The sequence below is a fragment of the Streptomyces katrae genome (assembly GCF_000966975.1).
Lineage (GTDB): Bacteria > Actinomycetota > Actinomycetes > Streptomycetales > Streptomycetaceae > Streptomyces > Streptomyces katrae.
In genome coordinates this window covers 1-15,562 of the sequence record NZ_JZWV01000610.1, presented here as the reverse complement: position 1 = coordinate 15,562, position 15,562 = coordinate 1, and the positions used below count along the sequence as shown (strand labels likewise).

The 15,562-nt window shown below is 72.0% G+C and carries 21 protein-coding genes, 1 tRNA gene and 2 pseudogenes; 8 read left to right on the top strand and 16 right to left on the bottom strand.

The annotated features are described in order from the left end of the window. Positions 1-114: 114 nt before the first annotated feature. Complete coding sequence (locus VR44_RS21895; RefSeq protein ID WP_045949270.1) at positions 115-1,734, top strand: helicase HerA-like domain-containing protein; 1,620 nt, start codon at positions 115-117, stop codon at positions 1,732-1,734. A 64-nt stretch (positions 1,735-1,798) separates the two neighbouring features. Beyond that, entirely contained in the window at positions 1,799-2,725 is a 927-nt protein-coding gene (opcA, locus tag VR44_RS21890) for a glucose-6-phosphate dehydrogenase assembly protein OpcA (RefSeq protein WP_045949269.1), read from the top strand. Between the two features lie 60 nt (positions 2,726-2,785). Here the strand turns inward: opcA and VR44_RS21885 are convergent, their stop codons facing one another. Further along, on the bottom strand, positions 2,786-3,388 hold the full coding sequence (locus tag VR44_RS21885; RefSeq protein ID WP_045949268.1) for an HhH-GPD-type base excision DNA repair protein: 603 nt from the start codon (positions 3,386-3,388) through the stop codon (positions 2,786-2,788). 131 nt (positions 3,389-3,519) lie between these two features. On the opposite strand from VR44_RS21885, the gene VR44_RS21880 reads away from it, so the two are divergent. Both VR44_RS21880 and VR44_RS21875 read left to right on the top strand, forming a co-directional pair. After that, entirely contained in the window at positions 3,520-4,344 is an 825-nt protein-coding gene (locus tag VR44_RS21880) for a VOC family protein (protein WP_045949267.1), read from the top strand. Between the two features lie 57 nt (positions 4,345-4,401). Further along, the gene (locus tag VR44_RS21875) at positions 4,402-5,100 is read left to right on the top strand and encodes a DUF6882 domain-containing protein (RefSeq protein ID WP_045949266.1); all 699 of its coding nucleotides are present in this window, start codon (positions 4,402-4,404) and stop codon (positions 5,098-5,100) included. Positions 5,101-5,140: 40 nt separating this feature from the next. Here VR44_RS21875 and VR44_RS21870 read toward each other — a convergent pair whose 3' ends face one another. Together VR44_RS21870 and VR44_RS21865 are read right to left on the bottom strand one after the other, a co-directional pair. Further along, positions 5,141-5,812, bottom strand: a complete 672-nt coding sequence (locus VR44_RS21870; RefSeq protein WP_045949272.1) for a DUF4097 family beta strand repeat-containing protein — start codon at positions 5,810-5,812, stop codon at positions 5,141-5,143. A 216-nt stretch (positions 5,813-6,028) separates the two neighbouring features. Further along, complete coding sequence (locus tag VR44_RS21865) at positions 6,029-6,502, bottom strand: MarR family winged helix-turn-helix transcriptional regulator (RefSeq protein WP_045949265.1); 474 nt, start codon at positions 6,500-6,502, stop codon at positions 6,029-6,031. Between the two features lie 73 nt (positions 6,503-6,575). On the opposite strand from VR44_RS21865, the gene VR44_RS21860 reads away from it, so the two are divergent. Together VR44_RS21860 and VR44_RS21855 are read left to right on the top strand one after the other, a co-directional pair. Next, positions 6,576-6,911, top strand: coding sequence for an HGxxPAAW family protein (locus VR44_RS21860; protein ID WP_045949264.1), 336 nt, complete (start codon positions 6,576-6,578; stop codon positions 6,909-6,911). Between the two features lie 204 nt (positions 6,912-7,115). After that, the gene (locus VR44_RS21855; RefSeq protein ID WP_045949263.1) at positions 7,116-7,535 is read left to right on the top strand and encodes a TOBE domain-containing protein; all 420 of its coding nucleotides are present in this window, start codon (positions 7,116-7,118) and stop codon (positions 7,533-7,535) included. A 26-nt stretch (positions 7,536-7,561) separates the two neighbouring features. Here VR44_RS21855 and VR44_RS45185 read toward each other — a convergent pair whose 3' ends face one another. The 6 genes and pseudogenes from VR44_RS45185 to VR44_RS21830 form a co-directional block, all read right to left on the bottom strand. Further along, complete coding sequence (locus tag VR44_RS45185) at positions 7,562-7,870, bottom strand: hypothetical protein (protein ID WP_045949262.1); 309 nt, start codon at positions 7,868-7,870, stop codon at positions 7,562-7,564. 103 nt (positions 7,871-7,973) lie between these two features. Beyond that, a complete protein-coding gene (locus tag VR44_RS21845; RefSeq protein ID WP_045949261.1) occupies positions 7,974-8,423 on the bottom strand; it encodes a molybdopterin-dependent oxidoreductase in 450 nt (149 codons plus the stop codon). Positions 8,424-8,503: 80 nt separating this feature from the next. Then, positions 8,504-8,743, bottom strand: a pseudogene (locus VR44_RS47375) (hypoxanthine oxidase); the annotation flags it as partial. A gap of 1 nt (position 8,744) precedes the next feature. Continuing rightward, a pseudogene (locus tag VR44_RS42820) lies at positions 8,745-9,140 on the bottom strand (TOBE domain-containing protein); the annotation flags it as partial. A 50-nt stretch (positions 9,141-9,190) separates the two neighbouring features. Next, positions 9,191-9,598, bottom strand: a complete 408-nt coding sequence (locus VR44_RS21835) for a hypothetical protein (protein ID WP_045949260.1) — start codon at positions 9,596-9,598, stop codon at positions 9,191-9,193. Between the two features lie 6 nt (positions 9,599-9,604). Continuing rightward, positions 9,605-10,447, bottom strand: coding sequence for an NAD(P)H-binding protein (locus VR44_RS21830; RefSeq protein ID WP_045949259.1), 843 nt, complete (start codon positions 10,445-10,447; stop codon positions 9,605-9,607). Between the two features lie 115 nt (positions 10,448-10,562). On the opposite strand from VR44_RS21830, the gene VR44_RS21825 reads away from it, so the two are divergent. Continuing rightward, positions 10,563-11,048 (top strand): MarR family winged helix-turn-helix transcriptional regulator, encoded by a 486-nt coding sequence (locus tag VR44_RS21825; protein ID WP_045949258.1) that lies wholly within the window; start codon positions 10,563-10,565, stop codon positions 11,046-11,048. Positions 11,049-11,096: 48 nt separating this feature from the next. Here the strand turns inward: VR44_RS21825 and VR44_RS21820 are convergent, their stop codons facing one another. Next, positions 11,097-11,654, bottom strand: a complete 558-nt coding sequence (locus VR44_RS21820; RefSeq protein ID WP_045949257.1) for a hypothetical protein — start codon at positions 11,652-11,654, stop codon at positions 11,097-11,099. A 109-nt stretch (positions 11,655-11,763) separates the two neighbouring features. Between VR44_RS21820 and VR44_RS21815 the strand changes: the two genes are divergently transcribed. After that, the gene (locus VR44_RS21815; RefSeq protein WP_045949256.1) at positions 11,764-12,276 is read left to right on the top strand and encodes a PadR family transcriptional regulator; all 513 of its coding nucleotides are present in this window, start codon (positions 11,764-11,766) and stop codon (positions 12,274-12,276) included. Between the two features lie 87 nt (positions 12,277-12,363). Here the strand turns inward: VR44_RS21815 and VR44_RS21810 are convergent, their stop codons facing one another. The 6 genes from VR44_RS21810 to VR44_RS21785 all read right to left on the bottom strand — a co-directional run bounded on the left by VR44_RS21810 (position 12,364) and on the right by VR44_RS21785 (position 15,468). Beyond that, positions 12,364-12,807 carry a luciferase domain-containing protein gene (locus tag VR44_RS21810; protein WP_045949255.1) on the bottom strand — a complete coding sequence of 148 codons (444 nt, stop codon included), beginning with the start codon at positions 12,805-12,807 and terminating at the stop codon, positions 12,364-12,366. 70 nt (positions 12,808-12,877) lie between these two features. After that, complete coding sequence (locus VR44_RS21805; RefSeq protein ID WP_045949254.1) at positions 12,878-13,429, bottom strand: NAD(P)H-dependent oxidoreductase; 552 nt, start codon at positions 13,427-13,429, stop codon at positions 12,878-12,880. Between the two features lie 207 nt (positions 13,430-13,636). Continuing rightward, entirely contained in the window at positions 13,637-14,479 is an 843-nt protein-coding gene (locus tag VR44_RS41380) for a hypothetical protein (protein WP_157880373.1), read from the bottom strand. Next, on the bottom strand, positions 14,476-14,790 hold the full coding sequence (locus tag VR44_RS21790) for a hypothetical protein (RefSeq protein ID WP_157880372.1): 315 nt from the start codon (positions 14,788-14,790) through the stop codon (positions 14,476-14,478). The genes VR44_RS41380 and VR44_RS21790 overlap by 4 nt, the downstream gene beginning before the upstream one ends. Before the next feature lie 196 nt (positions 14,791-14,986). After that, positions 14,987-15,118, bottom strand: coding sequence for a hypothetical protein (locus VR44_RS48480; protein WP_281187166.1), 132 nt, complete (start codon positions 15,116-15,118; stop codon positions 14,987-14,989). A gap of 265 nt (positions 15,119-15,383) precedes the next feature. Then, a tRNA-Ser gene (locus VR44_RS21785) sits at positions 15,384-15,468 on the bottom strand. Positions 15,469-15,562 lie beyond the last annotated feature (94 nt).

Sequence of the window (15,562 nt, the reverse complement as noted above, 5' to 3'; positions counted from 1 at the left end):
CCGCTACCGATGCGCTTGAAGATCACACGGAAAGCCTACCGGGCCGGTGCCTCCGGGCGCAGCCTCGCTCCAGCGGTGCAAAAGTGGCACACAGGGCTATTCCGGGAGTGACGCATGAGCCAGAGCACCGACCCGCCCGAGCCGGCCGCCGCCGCGGAGGGACAAACGGAGCCGGACGGTCCGGCCGCCGCGATCGCCGCCGGCTACGCCTTCACCGGGCCCGCGCTGGAGCTGGGGGCCCTGCTCTGGGACGGGGCCTGCCTGCCGGGCCGGCAGATCCGCGTCCCGCTGTCGATGCTCAACCGCCACGGGCTCGTCGCCGGCGCCACCGGCACGGGCAAGACCAAGACCCTCCAGCTGATCGCCGAGCAGCTCTCCGCCAACGGGGTGCCCGTCTTCCTCGCCGACATCAAGGGTGACGTCTCGGGGATCTCCGCCCCCGGCGTGCCGGGCGGGCGGACCGAGGAGCGGGCGCGGGACGTCGGCCAGGCCTGGGAGCCCGCGGGCTTCCCCGCCGAGTTCTACTCGCTCGGCGGGATCGGCCCCGGGATCCCGGTCCGGGCGAGCGTGACCGCGTTCGGGCCGGTGCTGATGTCGAAGGTGCTCCAGCTGAACCAGACGCAGGAGCAGTCGCTCGGCCTGATCTTCCATTACGCGGACTCCAAGGGCCTGGAGCTGATCGACCTCAAGGACCTGCGGGCCGTCGTCGCCTTCCTCGTCTCCGACAAGGGGAAGTCGGAGCTGAAGGGGATCGGCGGGCTCTCCACCGTCACCGCCGGGGTGATCCTGCGGGCACTCACCGCATTCGAGCAGCAGGGTGCCTCGGAATTCTTCGGCGAACCGGAATTCGACACCAGTGAATTCCTGCGAACGGCTCCGGACGGGCGCGGGCTGATTTCCGTACTGGAACTTCCCGCCGTACAGGACAAACCGCAGCTTTTCTCTACATTTCTCATGTGGCTGCTCGCCGACCTCTACGCAGACCTCCCGGAAGTCGGTGATCTGGAGCGGCCCAAACTGGTCTTCTTCTTCGACGAGGCGCACCTCCTCTTCAACGGGGCCTCGAAAGCCTTCCTGGAATCCATCACCCAGACCGTGCGGCTGATCCGCTCGAAGGGGATCGGCGTCTTCTTCGTCACCCAGACCCCGAAGGACGTCCCCGCCGACGTCCTGGCCCAGCTCGGCAACCGCGTCCAGCACGCGCTGCGCGCCTTCACCCCCGACGACGCCAAGGCCCTCAAGGCCACCGTACGGACCTTCCCCAACTCCCCCTACGACCTCGAAGAGCTGCTCACCGGGCTCGGCACCGGCGAAGCCGTCGTCACCGTACTCAGCGAGACCGGTGCCCCCACCCCCGTCGCCGCCACCCGGCTGCGCGCCCCGCAGTCACTGATGGGACCGGTCGACCCGGCGGCCCTCGACGCCGCGGTCAAGGCCTCGCTCCTGTACTCCCGTTACGCGGAGCCCGTCGACCGGGAGTCGGCGTACGAGAAGATCACCGCCGAACAGGCCGCCGCCGAGGCCGAGGCGGAGGCCGCCGCCGCGGCGGCGGAGGCCGACAAGCAGGCCAAGGCGGCGGAGCGGGCCACGCGCAGCGCCCCGAAACCGGAACCCTCGCTGGCCCAACAGGTCGTCGGCAGCGGACTGTTCCGCTCACTGGCCCGCTCGGTCGGTACGCAGCTGGGGCGCGAGATCTCCCGCTCGCTCTTCGGCACGGCCCGTCGGCGGCGTTGAAGTCCAGGGGGAATCAAGCGAACCGGTTGTCCGCGTTACGGCAGCCGCTGACAGACTCGTATCCATGCGGACCGAATTGACCGACACCACGTCCAGCAAGATAGACCGGGCCCTGCTGGCGGCCCGGCGCGCCGTGGGCAGCCCCACGATGGGGCTCGTGCTCACGCTCGTCGTGGTCACCGACGAGGAGAACGCCTACGACGCCGTACGCGCGGCCTCCGAGGCCTCGCGCGAGCACCCCTGCCGGATCATCGCGGTGATCAAGCGGACCCACCGGCGGCGCCGGCGCACCCGGCTGGACGCCGAGCTGCGGGTGGGCTCGGACGCGGGGTCCGGGGAGATCGTCATCCTGCGCCTGCACGGGGAACTCACCACCCAGGCCGGCTCGATCGTGCTGCCGCTGCTGGTGCCGGACGCGCCGGTGGTCGCCTGGTGGCCGGCCGACGCCCCCGCCGACCCCGCCCGCGACGACCTGGGCGCGCTGGCGCAGCGCCGGATCACCGACGCCCAGGCGGCGGCGGACCCGGTGGGCGTCCTGGCCGACCGCGCGGCGGCGTACGCCCCCGGTGACACCGACCTGGCCTGGACCCGGCTCACGCCGTGGCGCTCGCTGCTGGCCTGCGCCTTCGACCAGAGGACCCTGCCGGTGACCGCGGCGGCGGTGGAGAGCGAGGCCGACAACGCCAGTGCCGAGCTGCTGGCGCGCTGGCTGGAGGACCGCCTCGGCGTGCAGGTGGCCCGGGTGGCCACCGACGGCCCGGTCATCACCCGGGTGCGGCTGGAGACCTCCGCGGGGGAGGTCGTGGTGGACCGGCCCACCGGATCGCTGGCCACGCTGGTCCTGCCGGGCTGGCCGGACCGGAAGGTCGCCCTCAAGATCCGCAGCACGGCGGAGCTGATCGCGGAGGAACTGCGGCGGCTGGACGCCGACGAGGTCTACGCGTCGGCGCTGCGCAGCAAGGGCCCGGCCAGGGTGGCGCTGCCGGCGTAGGAGAGGACGTCCTGCGGCTGTCCGCTGCGCGGCGGGACGCTCCGCGCAGCGGTACGGGTCCTACGAGCCGCCGGGGGCCTTGGCGGATGCCTTGGCGGCGGCCTTCGCGGCCTGTTTGTACTCGCGGACCTTCGCCAGGGACTCCGGGCCCGTGATGTCCGCCGCCGAGCGGTAGACGTTCGCGGGGCCGTACCCGCCCGCCGCCTCCCGCCACCCCTTCGGCCGGACCCCGTACCGCTTTCCCAGCAGCGCCAGGAAGATCTGCGCCTTCTGCTCCCCGAACCCCGGGAGCGCCTTCAGCCGGGCCAGCAGTTCCGCCCCCGTCTCCGCGTCCGCCCAGACCGCCTCCGCGTCCCCCGCGTAGTGCTCCACCAGGTACGCGCAGAGCTGCTGGATCCGCTTCGCCATCGACCCCGGGTACCGGTGCACCGCCGGCTTCCGCGACAGCAGCGCGGCGAAGGCCTCCGGGTCGTACGCGGCGATGGCGTGGGCGTCCAGGTCGTCGGCGCCGAGGCGCTGCGCGATCGTCCACGGGCCGGAGAACGCCCATTCCATCGGCACCTGCTGGTCCAGCAGCATCCCGGTGAGTGCCGCCAGCGGGCTGCGGCCGAGGAGGGCGTCGGCCTCCGGGTCCTGTGCGAGCCGGATGGTGATCTCGTCCATGCCCCCAGCCTCCCCCGGGACCGGGCCCCGCGCCCGTTCGGCGCGCGGTTGTCAGACCCCCGCCCTAGCGTGGGAGGCACGCACGGGCCGGATGACAGACGGATGACGGACGACACAGGAGTCGAGCGACCATGGCCGAGTTCCCGGAAGGCACCCCCTGTTGGGTGGATGCGATGTTCACCGACGTGGAGGCCGCCAAGGAGTTCTACGCCGACGTACTGGGCTGGACCTTCGGCGAAGCCAGCAGCGAGTACGGCAACTACACGCAGGCCTACTCCGACGGGAAGGCGGTCGCGGCCGTCGTCCCGCCGATGCCGGGCGCCGACGCGCCGTCCCAGTGGTGCCTGTACTTCGCCTCGGACGACGCCACCGCCACCGCCGAGAAGATCAAGGCCGCGGGCGGCACGCTGATGATGGAGCCGATGCGGGTCGGTACGTTCGGCACGATGGCGATCGCCAAAGAACCCAGCGGCGCGGTCTTCGGCGTCTGGCAGCCGGGTGAGCACAAGGGCTTCGAGAAGCTGGGTGAGGCGGGTTCGTACGCCTGGGCCGAGGTCTACACCCGCGAGCCCGGCAAGGCCGACCCGTTCCTGGAGCGCGTCTTCCCGTACGAGTCGCGGCAGATGGACACCGGCGGTAGCGGGTCCGGCGACCAGGCGGCGGCCGGGATGGACTTCAAGGTCTTCAGCGTGGGCGGCGCCGACCATCCGGTGCTGGGCCGGATGAAGATGGGCGAGGAGTTCCCGCCGCAGGTCCCGTCCTATGTCCAGGTCTACTTCGGCGTCCCGAACTGCGACCTGGCGGTGGAGAAGACGAAGGCGCGCGGCGGGCAGCTGTACTTCGGCCCCATGGACAGCCCCTTCGGCCGCTTCGCCGCGCTCGGCGACCCGCAGGGCGCGGCGTTCGCCGTGATCGACATGGACACGCGGGTCGGGGAGATGCCGAAGTTCTCCTGAGGGCCCGTCGTTCCCCCGGCCGGAGCAGCGGCGGCCGGGGTTCGTAGGGTTCGGCGCATGACGAACCGGTTCAGTGATGCGTTTCTGTCCGAGGCCGAGCGGCATGCCGCCTGGGGTGCGGAGCAGCTCCACGTGCTCGGCTCCTTCCTGCCCGGCGGTCCCTGGACCGCCGAGTTGTCCTCCTGCACCTACCAGCAGGGCGGGCTGGAGCTGCGGGTGGCCGTGCTCGGCACCTACGACAGGGACGAGCGCTCCTGGATGTGGGGCTGGGCCAACCCGGGGTGGCGGGGTGAGGAGGTGGTCGCCCTGACGGAGGCCGTCGAGCGGTACGGGCGGGCGCACGGGATCCCCGAACTGGCCGCCGAGGTCGTCGATCTCGCCGGGTTCGACGACCCGGACCGCGCCGCCGAGATGCTCGCCTTCACCGGGATGGGTGTGGTCGGGGCTCCCGGCTACCTGGGGCAGATGGCGGGGCCGGGTACCCGGGTGTACTTCCTGCCCGACGACCCGCGGGTCCCGCGCGCCGCTCTGGAGCCGGTGGCCCTGCCGCGGGTGCTGCTCACGGGTGCCGGGCTGATCGGCCACTCGGCACCGCAGGTGGTCCGCGGGTTCTTCGAGCACCACGGGGTGCCGTACCGGACCGAGGACGGGGGCGGGCGGATCGTGGCCGAGCTGCCGGACGGGAACGCCGTCGAGGTGGGGTTCGACGGCCTCGGGCGGATCTCCGGCGTCGGGGTGGACCGGATCAGCCGGTGACGGGGTTCGCCACCCCGCTCCCGTCGACCCGGCAGCCGGTTCAGATGCTGCGGGCGTTGATGTCGCCGTACGAGGTGGTCGCCCGGATGGTGAGGGCGGCCGCCGGGCCGTCGGTGTTGTTCAGCGCGTTGCCGATCCGGCCGTAGCCCGTACCGGCGTCCAGGGTGGCGGAGACCCCGCGGGCGGCGCCGACCGAGATGTCGCCGTGCTGGGTGGTGAGGGTGACCGTGCCCCGGACGGCCTCGGCGATGGTGATGTCGCCCTTCTGGGTGCTGACCTCCGCCGGGCCGCCGACGCGGCCGAGGGCGACGTCACCGGCCTGGACGGTCAGCCGGGCGGAGGCCGTCTCGTCCAGCTTGACCTGGGCCTGCGCGCCGTCGAAGACGACGTCGCCGAGCCGTCCGACGCCCCGGAGGTCGGCGGCGGCCGCCTTCGCCTCGACGCGGGAGCCGGCGGGCAGCTGGACGGTCACCTCGACGGCGCCGGAGTTGCCCAGCAGGCGGTTCTTGGCAGGGGCGGCCGCGACGCGCAGGACGCCCTCCCGGAAGTCGACCGTGATCTGTTCCGCCGCCTTCACGTCGCGGCTCTTGGACGGGTTGGCGGGGCGGACCTCGACGGTGGTGTCGGCGCGGTCGGCGGCGATGAGCTGGATGCGTCCGGCCGGGATGTCGAGGACGGCCGAGACGGGGGCGGTGGTGGCGAACTTCTGCATCGTGGTCTCCTGCGCTCGGCGTTCGTTCATCGGCGTTTCCGACATGAGAAACGCTATGTTGCGTTCAGGAGGCTGGCAACAGCGAAGTCGCCAGTGGATGGAATATGTAGAGGTCAGATGCGTTAAATCGTTGCAGTGAGCCTGGGATTTAATGCAACGAGCGAGAGGTGTTCGTTGCAATGGGCTGGAAGTGAACGCCACGCGGGGGAGGGCGGGTCAGGGGCCGCAGGAGTCGGCGAGGTAGGCGGCCGCCAGGGCGCCCGCGCGGGTGAACCAGTCGTTCAGGACCGCCACTTCGTCCGGGCTGTACGTCGCGAACAGCTGCGCGAGGAGTGCGTAGTACGGCTCGTAGACCGCCCGGACGCGCTGCGCCGCCTCGGGCACGGCGACCACGCGTACGCGGCGGCCGTCGGCGGGGTCGGGCTGCCGGGTCACGTACCCGCCGCGCTCCAGCCGGTTGACGATGCCGGTCACGGCGCCGGTGGTGACGTGCGCGCGGGCGGCGAGGTCGCCGGCGCTGACGGGGGTGTCCCCGGCCTGGAGGACGTACGCGAAGCAGATGAGGTCCGTGGGGCTCAGGCCCAGGTTCCGGGCGAACTCCTGCTGGGCCACCATGCTCGTCGCGATCAGGTCGTCCATCGCGCTGATCGCGGCCGGAACGGACGCGTCGGGGCGGGGTGTGCCCTCCATTGAAAATCCCTTAGTGCCTAAGATAAATTGCTTACTGACTAAGACATCATAGGTCGGTCGACAGGGGTGACGTATGAGCGCGCACGGATACGACGAGGGCCACACGGTCGCCGGATGGGCGGGGACCGCCGTCGCCGCCGTGGGGGCGGGGGTGATCGGTCTGGGGGTGTGCGGCTGGACGCCCGGGATATGGATCGGGGCGGCCGTCATGGCGGCGGCCGCCGTGCTGACCTGGGTTCTCCACCTGGCCGGCTGGGGCAAGGGGCCCGGCCCGCGCCCGCGGGCACACTGGCCCATGGGGGTCCGCGACCACGCCGCGCGCGAGGGCCACGCCGAGTGCCTCGGGTGCCGTATGGCCGGACGGCGGCCCGAGCCGGCCGTCGCCGTCGCCGCCGTCAGGCCGCGCTAGCCTCCAACCGGGCTTCGGGCGGGGGCTGTTGTGCCCCGGCGTGCGGGCCCGGCGTGCCTGTCGTGGCAGGGGCGAGGCGCACGGGTGGTTCTGGCTGGTGGATGCGAGGGGCTTCCGGCGCGATGATCGAACCGGTCATACGGTCGGTCCCGCGCGGTTCTTCCCGGACCGTGCGAAGTGACTACGTAAGAGGTCGAGCCACCCATGAGCCTGAGCATCCGCAACCAGATCGCCGGAACCGTCACCGCCATCACCGCCGGTGAGGCCATGGCGACGGTCAAGGTCCGTCTCGACGGCGGCCAGGACATCACCGCCGCCATCACCGTCGACGCCGTCAAGGAGCTGGGACTGGCCGCCGGTTCCTCCGTGAGGGCTCTGGTCAAGGCGACCGAGGTGGCGCTGGCCACCGGGGCCGTCGAGGGGCTGTCCATCCGCAACCAGATCCCCGGCACCGTCGTGGACGTCGCCACCGGTCCGGCCATGGCCTCCGTGAAGGTGGACGTGAACGGCGGCGGGCTGACCGCCGCGATCACCGCCGACGCCGTCGACGCGCTCGGCCTGGCCGCCGGCTCCTCCGTCGTCGCCCTGATCAAGTCGACCGAGGTCTCCCTCCAGGCCGCATAGGGCCCGCCGGGGCGCGGCCGGGACCCTCATTCGATGTAGAGGCTCCGGCCGCGCGCGATGGCGGTCTGGCCGGGATCGATCTGCTGCGTCACCTGGCCGTCGCAGTCCGGACCGGACCACACCCACGCCGTCCCGTCCGTGTGGTTGGCGACCTTCGGGGGCGCGAAGTCGCCCAGCCGGTAGCAGCCCGACGGGTCCTCATGTTCCGTCCCGTCGAGTTCCAGGACCCCCTCCGCCGCCTGCGCGGTGCCCGCCGGGGTGGCCAGGGCCAGCAGCGCCGCCGCCGCGCACGCCCCCAGGGCCTTCCCCGCGCGTCGTGCCGTTCGCACCATCATCGTCCGTCCGCCTCTCGACCCGTCCGACCAGTCGTCGTCGCTGATCGTAGCGAGCGGTGGCGCAGGGTGACGGTGTGCGCGGGGGTGGAGGAGGGGCGTGTTTTCAGACCCCGATCAGCGCCGGGACGTCCAGGGTGCCGAACCAGACGTGGGTCACCGCGCTGACGTAGCGGGCGCCGCAGCGGTCGGTCGGGACGACCAGCTGGCTGCCCGGGCCGTCGAGGTCCTCGCCGTCGAGGCGGGTGGCCAGCAGGACCGGGCTTCCGCAGAAGTCGTCGTCCAGTTCGGCCCAGGACAGGACGGTGTGGTGGCCGTCGCCGCCGCTGACCGCGAGGAGGTAGCGGCTGCGGTCCTTGCGGCGGCGGGCGTCGAAGACGGGGCCGGCGCCGGCGATGACGTCCCGCAGCAGAGCGCCCTCGAAGACGTGGTGCTGCGGGCCGTTCGTCGCGCAGTCGAAGACGACCCTGGCGCGGTGCTGCGGCCGGCGCCGCAGGTCGGCGACGGTCAGCCGGGCCGGGTGGTCGAGGTCGCCGTGCAGCAGGAGTGAGGCCATGGAGCAGTGATGCCCCGCTGAAGGGGTGGTGGAACCTCATCTGCCAGGTTGGGAGGGTCCCATGAGTGGCACCTGTGTGATCAATCGTCGGTTCCACCTTGCAGTTTCCGGTTGATTTCCCGCCAGACCACATCACGTGTCACGGGCAGCTCCGTGAAGCGGATGCCCGTCGCGTCGCGCAGGGCGTTCGCGAAGGCCGGGGCCACCGGGTTGAAGGGGCTCTCGCTCATCGACTTGGCCCCCAGCGGGCCGATCGCGTCCGAGGTCTCCATGAAGTGGACCTCCGTGCGCGGGACGTCCGCGTACTGCGGGAGCCGGTAGGGGCACGTCCACGTAGACCTCCGTCGACTTCACCCGGGCGGTGACGCTGACGCCCACCTCGATGCCCAGCTGTTCCACCGACTCCCGGGTCACCACGGAGACGATGCGGTGCGGGCCCGACTGGATCTCCACCAGGGCCGCCACGTCGTCCACCCGTACCGCGGTGACGATCCCCGAGAAGGAGTTCCGCACGGAGGTGGCCGCGGCCCGATCGGGCGGCGGGTGCGGTCCGGCGGCCCGTTCCTTGGCGAAGGCGGCGAGCACCGGCCCGTCGACGGCCCGCGTGCCGTCGGGCGCGCGCAGGGCGGGCAGCCGCCCGGAGTCGGCCCAGCGGCGGACGGTCTCGGGACTCACGCGCAGCAGACCGGCGGCCTGGGCGATGGAGTACGTGGGCACCGGCCCACCCTATCGGCGGGCCTCCCGCGACCGAGCCGTAGTCGGTGCGCTCACCCGGCCCGTTCGAGGTTGTGCGTCATGCGCTCCAGCACGGCGACGGCGGTCCGGTACTCCTCGACGGATATGCCGGCCGTCGACCGCTCCCGGAAAGCGGCGACGCGCACACCCGCCTCGGCGAGACGGACCCGCCCGTCATCGGTGAGGGCGAGCCCCTCCGGCTGCGGGCGGAACGCCCAGCCGCCGGCCAGGACCGCCTCGATGGCGGCGGTCAGCTCCTCGGCGCCGGCGTTGGCCGCGAGGACGGCCCGTACGACGGTGTCGGTGGCCCGGGGGTCGTCCTCGATCACCTTGAGGACCTGCCAGGCGAGGCGGGTGAGTCCGAAGGCGGCCAGCAGGGCGTCCATGGTGGCGGTCAGCGCCTGGTCGGTGCGGTTGAGCCAGTAGCCGATGGGTTTCATGGCAGGTCAGCTCCCGGTGAAGGCAAGGGCGTTCTCGGCGGCCCACTGCGCGTAGCTGCGGGCGGGACGGCCGAGGAGGGAGTCGGTGGTGTCGGCGACGGCGGCCGGGCCGTGGCTCGCGGCGGCCCACAGGTCGAGCAGCGAACCGGCCATCCGCGCGGGCATGAAGGCCGACATCTGCTGCTCGGCGGCCTCGCGGGATATGCGCTCGACCGGGATTTCCCGGCCTATGGCGCTGGAGAGCACGGCGAGCTGGTCGCGGAAGGTGAGCGACTCGGGGCCGGTGAGGGTGACGGAGCGGCCCGTGAGGGAGTCGCCGGTCAGGGCCTCGAAGGCGATGTCGGCGATGTCCTCCGGGTGGATGGGCGCGATCTGCGCATCGGGGTAGGCGAGCTGGACCGGCATCGACCGGCCGATGGCGTACGCCCAGCCGAAGGAGTTGCTGGCGAAGGCATCCGGCCGCAGGAAGGTGCAGGTCAGGGAGGAGGCGGTGAGGGCCCGCTCGACCTTGAGGCTGTGGCCGGCGAGCGGGTCGGTCTCGGCGTCCGGACCGAGGACCGAGGACGAGGACAGCAGCACGACGTGCTCCACGCAGGCGGCCTCGGCGGCCTTGACCAGCTCCTGGATCCCGGCGGGCTCGGGGTAGAGGAAGACCTGCCGGACGCCGTCGAGGGCGGCGGCGAAGGTCTCCGGCCGGTCGAGGGCGAGCTCGAAGACCTCCACCCCGGCCGGGACGGTCAGCTCGGCCGGACGGGCGCTCGCCGCGCGGACCGGGTGGCCGGCGGAGTGCAGGCGGGCGATGACGCCCTGGCCGACCTTGCCGCGGGCGCCGGTGATGAGAGTGGTCATGGGAGGCTCCGCTCCGCTCGGGACTTTCTTTGACTGAATACATATGCATGCTTACACGCACACGTTTTCATGTCAACACATGTCTGCGGAGAGTCATGTAGATACGATGGGGCCCATGAAGAATCACGAGGCGGAGACGGCCGTCGAGGCCGCCGTGGCCGAAGAGCTGCTGAACGCCGTGGGCCCCGCCTTCGGGAAGCTGCGCCGCTCCTCGCTCCTGGAGGTCGAGAACCCGATCTCCCAGAAGGACCTCGGCCGGACCCTCGTCCTCAACGTCGTCCTGGAGATCGCACGGGACGACACCGAGGTCACCGTCGGCGCGGTCGCCTCCCACCTGGGCGTCGACCCCTCGGTGGCCAGCCGGATGGTGTCCGACTGCATCTCCGCCGGCTACCTGGTCCGCGCCGCCTCCCAGCGCGACGGCCGCCGCACGGTCCTGCACCTCAGCCCCGAGGGCGAGGAGCTGATGGCCCGCTTCCGCCGCCACCAGCGCTCGGCGTACGAGCACATCACCGCCGACTGGAGCGAGCGCGACCGGCTGGAGCTGGCCCGTCTGATGGTGAAATACGTAGCGGCGCAGGAGGCCCTGCGCCGCGCGTAACCCCTGCCCCGCCGCCTGCCCGCCCCCGCCGCGGCTCCCGGAGCCGTTTCACCGGCCGGCGGCGGCTCCCGCCTGCAGGGAGGCGACGTAGCGCGAGGTGAAGAGCATCGGCAGGACGAACCCGGCGGCCTGGACGGCCGTGGCCGCCGTCGAGTGGCCCTGACCCGCGTGGGCGAGGAGCGCGAGGGCGCCCGCGGTCAGGGCGAAGGCCGCCGTCCAGACCCCGGTGATGACCGTGTTGGCGCGCACGAAGGGGCGCAGCCCCCAGACCTCGCGGGGGGTGGTGCGCTTGGCGATGCCCAGCGTGAAGGGCTTGCGGATCAGCAGCGAGACCGCGGCGACCAGGGCCAGGACACCCGAGGAGAGGGCCGCCGAGTAGCCGTGCACCGCCGACTGCGGGTCGGCGAAGGCGATGCCCGCCAGGGCCGCGAAGAAGACCGCCGAACCGATCTCGATGATCAGCGCGTCGAACCCGGCCCCCTCCCGGCGCTGCTGGAAGGCCACCGCCACCGCGGCCACCAGCGCGGCCAGTGCGCCCCACTGCCACTGGGCGGACGGGATGACCGCGAAGACGATCCAGGGAAGGAAGGTGCGCACGTACGACATCGAAGACCCCCGACTGCGGCTGCCCGCCGCTTTCACATTCCTGTTCTGACATGTCGAAGATAGACCTTCCAAAAATGACATGTCAAGGATGGAATGTAAGGTGAGGGGTATGAGCCTTCGACACGCCCTCCTCGGACTCCTCTCCGAACGCCCGGCCAGCGGCTACGACCTGCTGAAGCGCTTCGAGACCTCATTGGCCAACGTCTGGCCGGCCACCCAGAGCCAGATGTACGGGGAGCTGACCAAGCTCGCCGCCGCAGGGCTGATCAGCGTCTCGGCGGAGGGCCCGCGCGGCCGCAAGGAGTACACCCTCACCGACGAGGGCCTGGCCGAACTGCGCCACTGGCTGACGGAGACCAAGCCGCAGCGCAACACCCGCAGCGACATCCTGCTGCGGGTCTTCTTCCTCGGGGTCCTGCCCCCCGAGCAGGCGAGCGCCTACCTGACCGGCCTGATGGAGCTCTCCGAGCAGGAGTACGAGGACCTGCGCGCCCTGGAGCAGTCGATCGACTGGGGCGAGGACACGCTGTCGGTACACGGCCGCATCGCCCTGGAGTACGGCCTCCGCTTCAACGCGATGCGCCGCGACTGGGCCCGCTGGGCCGCCGCCCAGCTCGGCTAGGGGGCCGCCGGACGCCGAGAGGACCGGACCGCAGACGCGGTCCGGTCCTCCTCGGGTCTGTTTCCCCCTAGCGCGGGGTGGGACGGGTCACTTGGCCCCGACCGCGTACCGGTACGAGAACTGGATGATCTCCCAGACCGTCTCCAGCTCCTCCGCCGTCCGCGGCCCGTACACGAGCACCACCGCCTGGACCGGGTGGTGCACGCCCCAGCCCGCGGCGATGACGTCCTCCTCGGCCTCCTTCGGGAGGGTGAGGTGGAGCGATCCGTCGTGGTGGGGGTGGATGTGCGCCCACTCCCTGCCGCGCTGGAAGGCCTCGGCCGGGCCCGTGCCGATGCCCTCGGGGATGAAGAGCGACCGGGCGTGCGGGACCGACACCAGCGTCGGCGCCATGTAGACGTACGGCAGCGCGCGCATCCGTCCCCACAGCTCCTCCTGCAGCATGATCGGGGAGATCTGCGAGCCCTGACCGTGCGGGGCCGGGCCGAAGACCCTCGGGGCCGGGCCCTGGCGGGGAGTCAGCGTGAGCATGGCGGTGTTCCTTTCCGGCCGGTCACCCGGCCGCAGCGTGAGGTTCCGGCGCGGCTGCGGCGGGTGGCCGTCAGGCGTTCGCCTTGGTGGCGAGCTGCTCGAGGACCTGGAGGACCGCGGTGGCGACCTCGGTGTCGTCGCCGGGGTGGGTCTCGGCGAAGCGGGTCACGGAACCGGCGACGGAGAGCTTGGCCTCCTCGAGGACCGCACCGCCGGCGATGCCGGCGGACTTGCGGGCCTCGTCCTGGGCCCACACGCCGCCGTAGCTGCCGAAGGCGGTACCGATGACGGCGACCGGCTTGCCGGTGATCGCGCCGGTGCCGTACGGGCGGGACAGCCAGTCGATCGCGTTCTTCAGCACGGCCGGGATGGTGCCGTTGTACTCGGGGGACACGAGCAGGAGCGCGTCCGCCCCGGCCACCGCCGCCCGGAGGTCGGCCGCCGCGCCGGGGACGGAGCCCTCGACGTCGATGTCCTCGTTGTAGAAGGGGATGTCGGCGAGACCCTCGTGGATCTCGACGGAGACGTGACCGGGCGCGTGCTTGACGGCCGCCTCGGCCAGTTGACGGTTGTGCGAGCCGGCCCGGAGGCTGCCGACGAGGGCGAGGACGCGCACGGTCATGATCGGACTCCTTGGTGAGAGACGCTGTAGGGCGGATGCCGCGGCGGACACCGCGATCCCGGTCCCGACGGTAGGCACGGCCGCCGGAGTCCTGCCTGAGCGCCGCTTGAGGACCAGGTCACGCCCGGTGCGGCGACCCCGGTCCCGCCACCGGGGAACGCGGAAGGGCCCGACCGCGACTCGGCGGCCGGGCCCTCCCGTCTGCGCTCAGTCCTTCGGGGGGTAGGCGAAGGAGGCGCAGGACGTCGTCCAGAGCTCCCCGATCTTGCACTTCACCTGCCCGTCGCCCACCCACACATGCGCCGAGTAGACGGCACCGCCCTGCTGGACGTCACCCGTGCCGTCGGGGTCTTCGATCGCGGCGCCGAGGGTCTGGAAGTCCTTGTTCTCCAATCGCCCTACGCTGCACCGGCCGAGGTCGCTGAACCAGATCCGCCCGGGGTCGATCCGCAGCGTGCCGGGCGAGTACCGCCCCTGGGGACACTCCGGCGAACCGCCCAGACCCGCGGTCTGGACGAGGGCGCGGGCCACGACCTGGGTCTTGCCGACGTTCTTCACCATGACGCCGAAGGTCGCACTGGAGTGGGCCGGGTCCACCTGGACGCAGGAAGCGACCCTGAGGTTCGCCGACTGCCTCGACGACTGCCAGCCTCCGCAGTAGAGGTTGGCACCCTTGAACGCGAGGCTGCCCGTCGCCGACTTCTCCGGCTGTGGTCCCGGAGCCGCCGGCGCCGATGCGCTCGGCGCCGTCTGCGGGGGAGTGGGCGAGGGCGTGGGGCCCGGGGAGGGTGCGTTCACCGGCACCGCGGCCGCCGCGGTCGGCCCGGCAGCGGGCTGTTCCTTCGTGCCGCCCCCTCGTTCGACCACCACGACGACGACCCCGGCCAGGGCCGCGACGAGCGCGAGGGAGACGAGGGTGAGCCCCACCGAGCGGCCGCCGAACCGGATGGTCCTGGCCTGGTAGGCATTGCCGCCCACGCGTGAGCCGCCGGAGATCTCGTTGTCGGTCCGCTCGGACGAGGACCGCGTACCCGCGGGACGATCGCTCATCTGTCGCCGCGCAGCCCACGGAGGCTGAAGCGCCCGCGGACGTTCTGGCCCTGGATGACGCTGCCGTGCACGGTACCGATGACCTGGTTGCTGTGCCGGAGCTGGGTGGACTGGCCGGCGCCGCTGCCCGGGCCGCTCCCGTACTCCTTGATCCAGTCGCGCAGGTCCTCGGCGAAGTCGGGGTCGTTCTCGATGTGGCGCGAGAGGGCCTCGACCAGCGGTCCCGTTCCGGAGCCGGCCGAGTCCAGGGCTCCCATCGCCGCGCCGTCGCGGCGGAACCGGTGCCGGATCATCCCGAGGAGTCCCTCCATGGCCCCGGACCCTGCGGTGCCCAGGGCGCCTTGGGCGACTGCGGTGGCCACTAACTGTGCAAGTGATGCATCCATTGATCTCTCCGAAGGTGACCCGGTGACCTTGGGCAGATCATGGCAGAGAGCAACGACTTCGGACCAACGGACGGAGCGGAGAGCCGAGTTGGGCGACCCGGCGGTGGCTGTCAGGTGGCGCTCAGGACGCTGTGGATGCGGGACAGGGTGCGGTCCGGCTGCCCGAGGCGGCCACGTACTCGACGGTGATGGCCCGGCCTGCGTCGATGGCGTGGGCGAGCCGGCGGACGTCGCTGTACGCCGATCCGGGCATCCTGGCACTCCGGCTGCCGGCCGCCCCGCCCACGACTCCGGAACCGGCTCCGGGGCACCTCGTGGGCTCAGGCCGTCGCATCGGGCAGACCCGTCGCGGGCTTCCCAGGATGACCCGCCCCAGCACTCCGAGGAGGCCGTTCGAGGACGGCGTCCGCCGTTGGAGGCGGATCCGGGCCGACCCGCGGAGGATACGAGACTCGAACGCAGAAGAGCCGGACCGCGATCAGCGGTCCGGCTCTTCCGTTCGCCCGTTAAGGCGGCTGCGGAGGATACGAGATTCGAACTCGTGAGGGGTTGCCCCCAACACGCTTTCCAAGCGTGCGCCCTAGGCCTCTAGGCGAATCCTCCGCCGCAAACAATACAAGACGTTGAGGGGTGCTCGCGAACACGATCCGGATCAAGGGCCGGCGGCGGGGGAGGGCGGTCGGGGCGGGGTCGATTC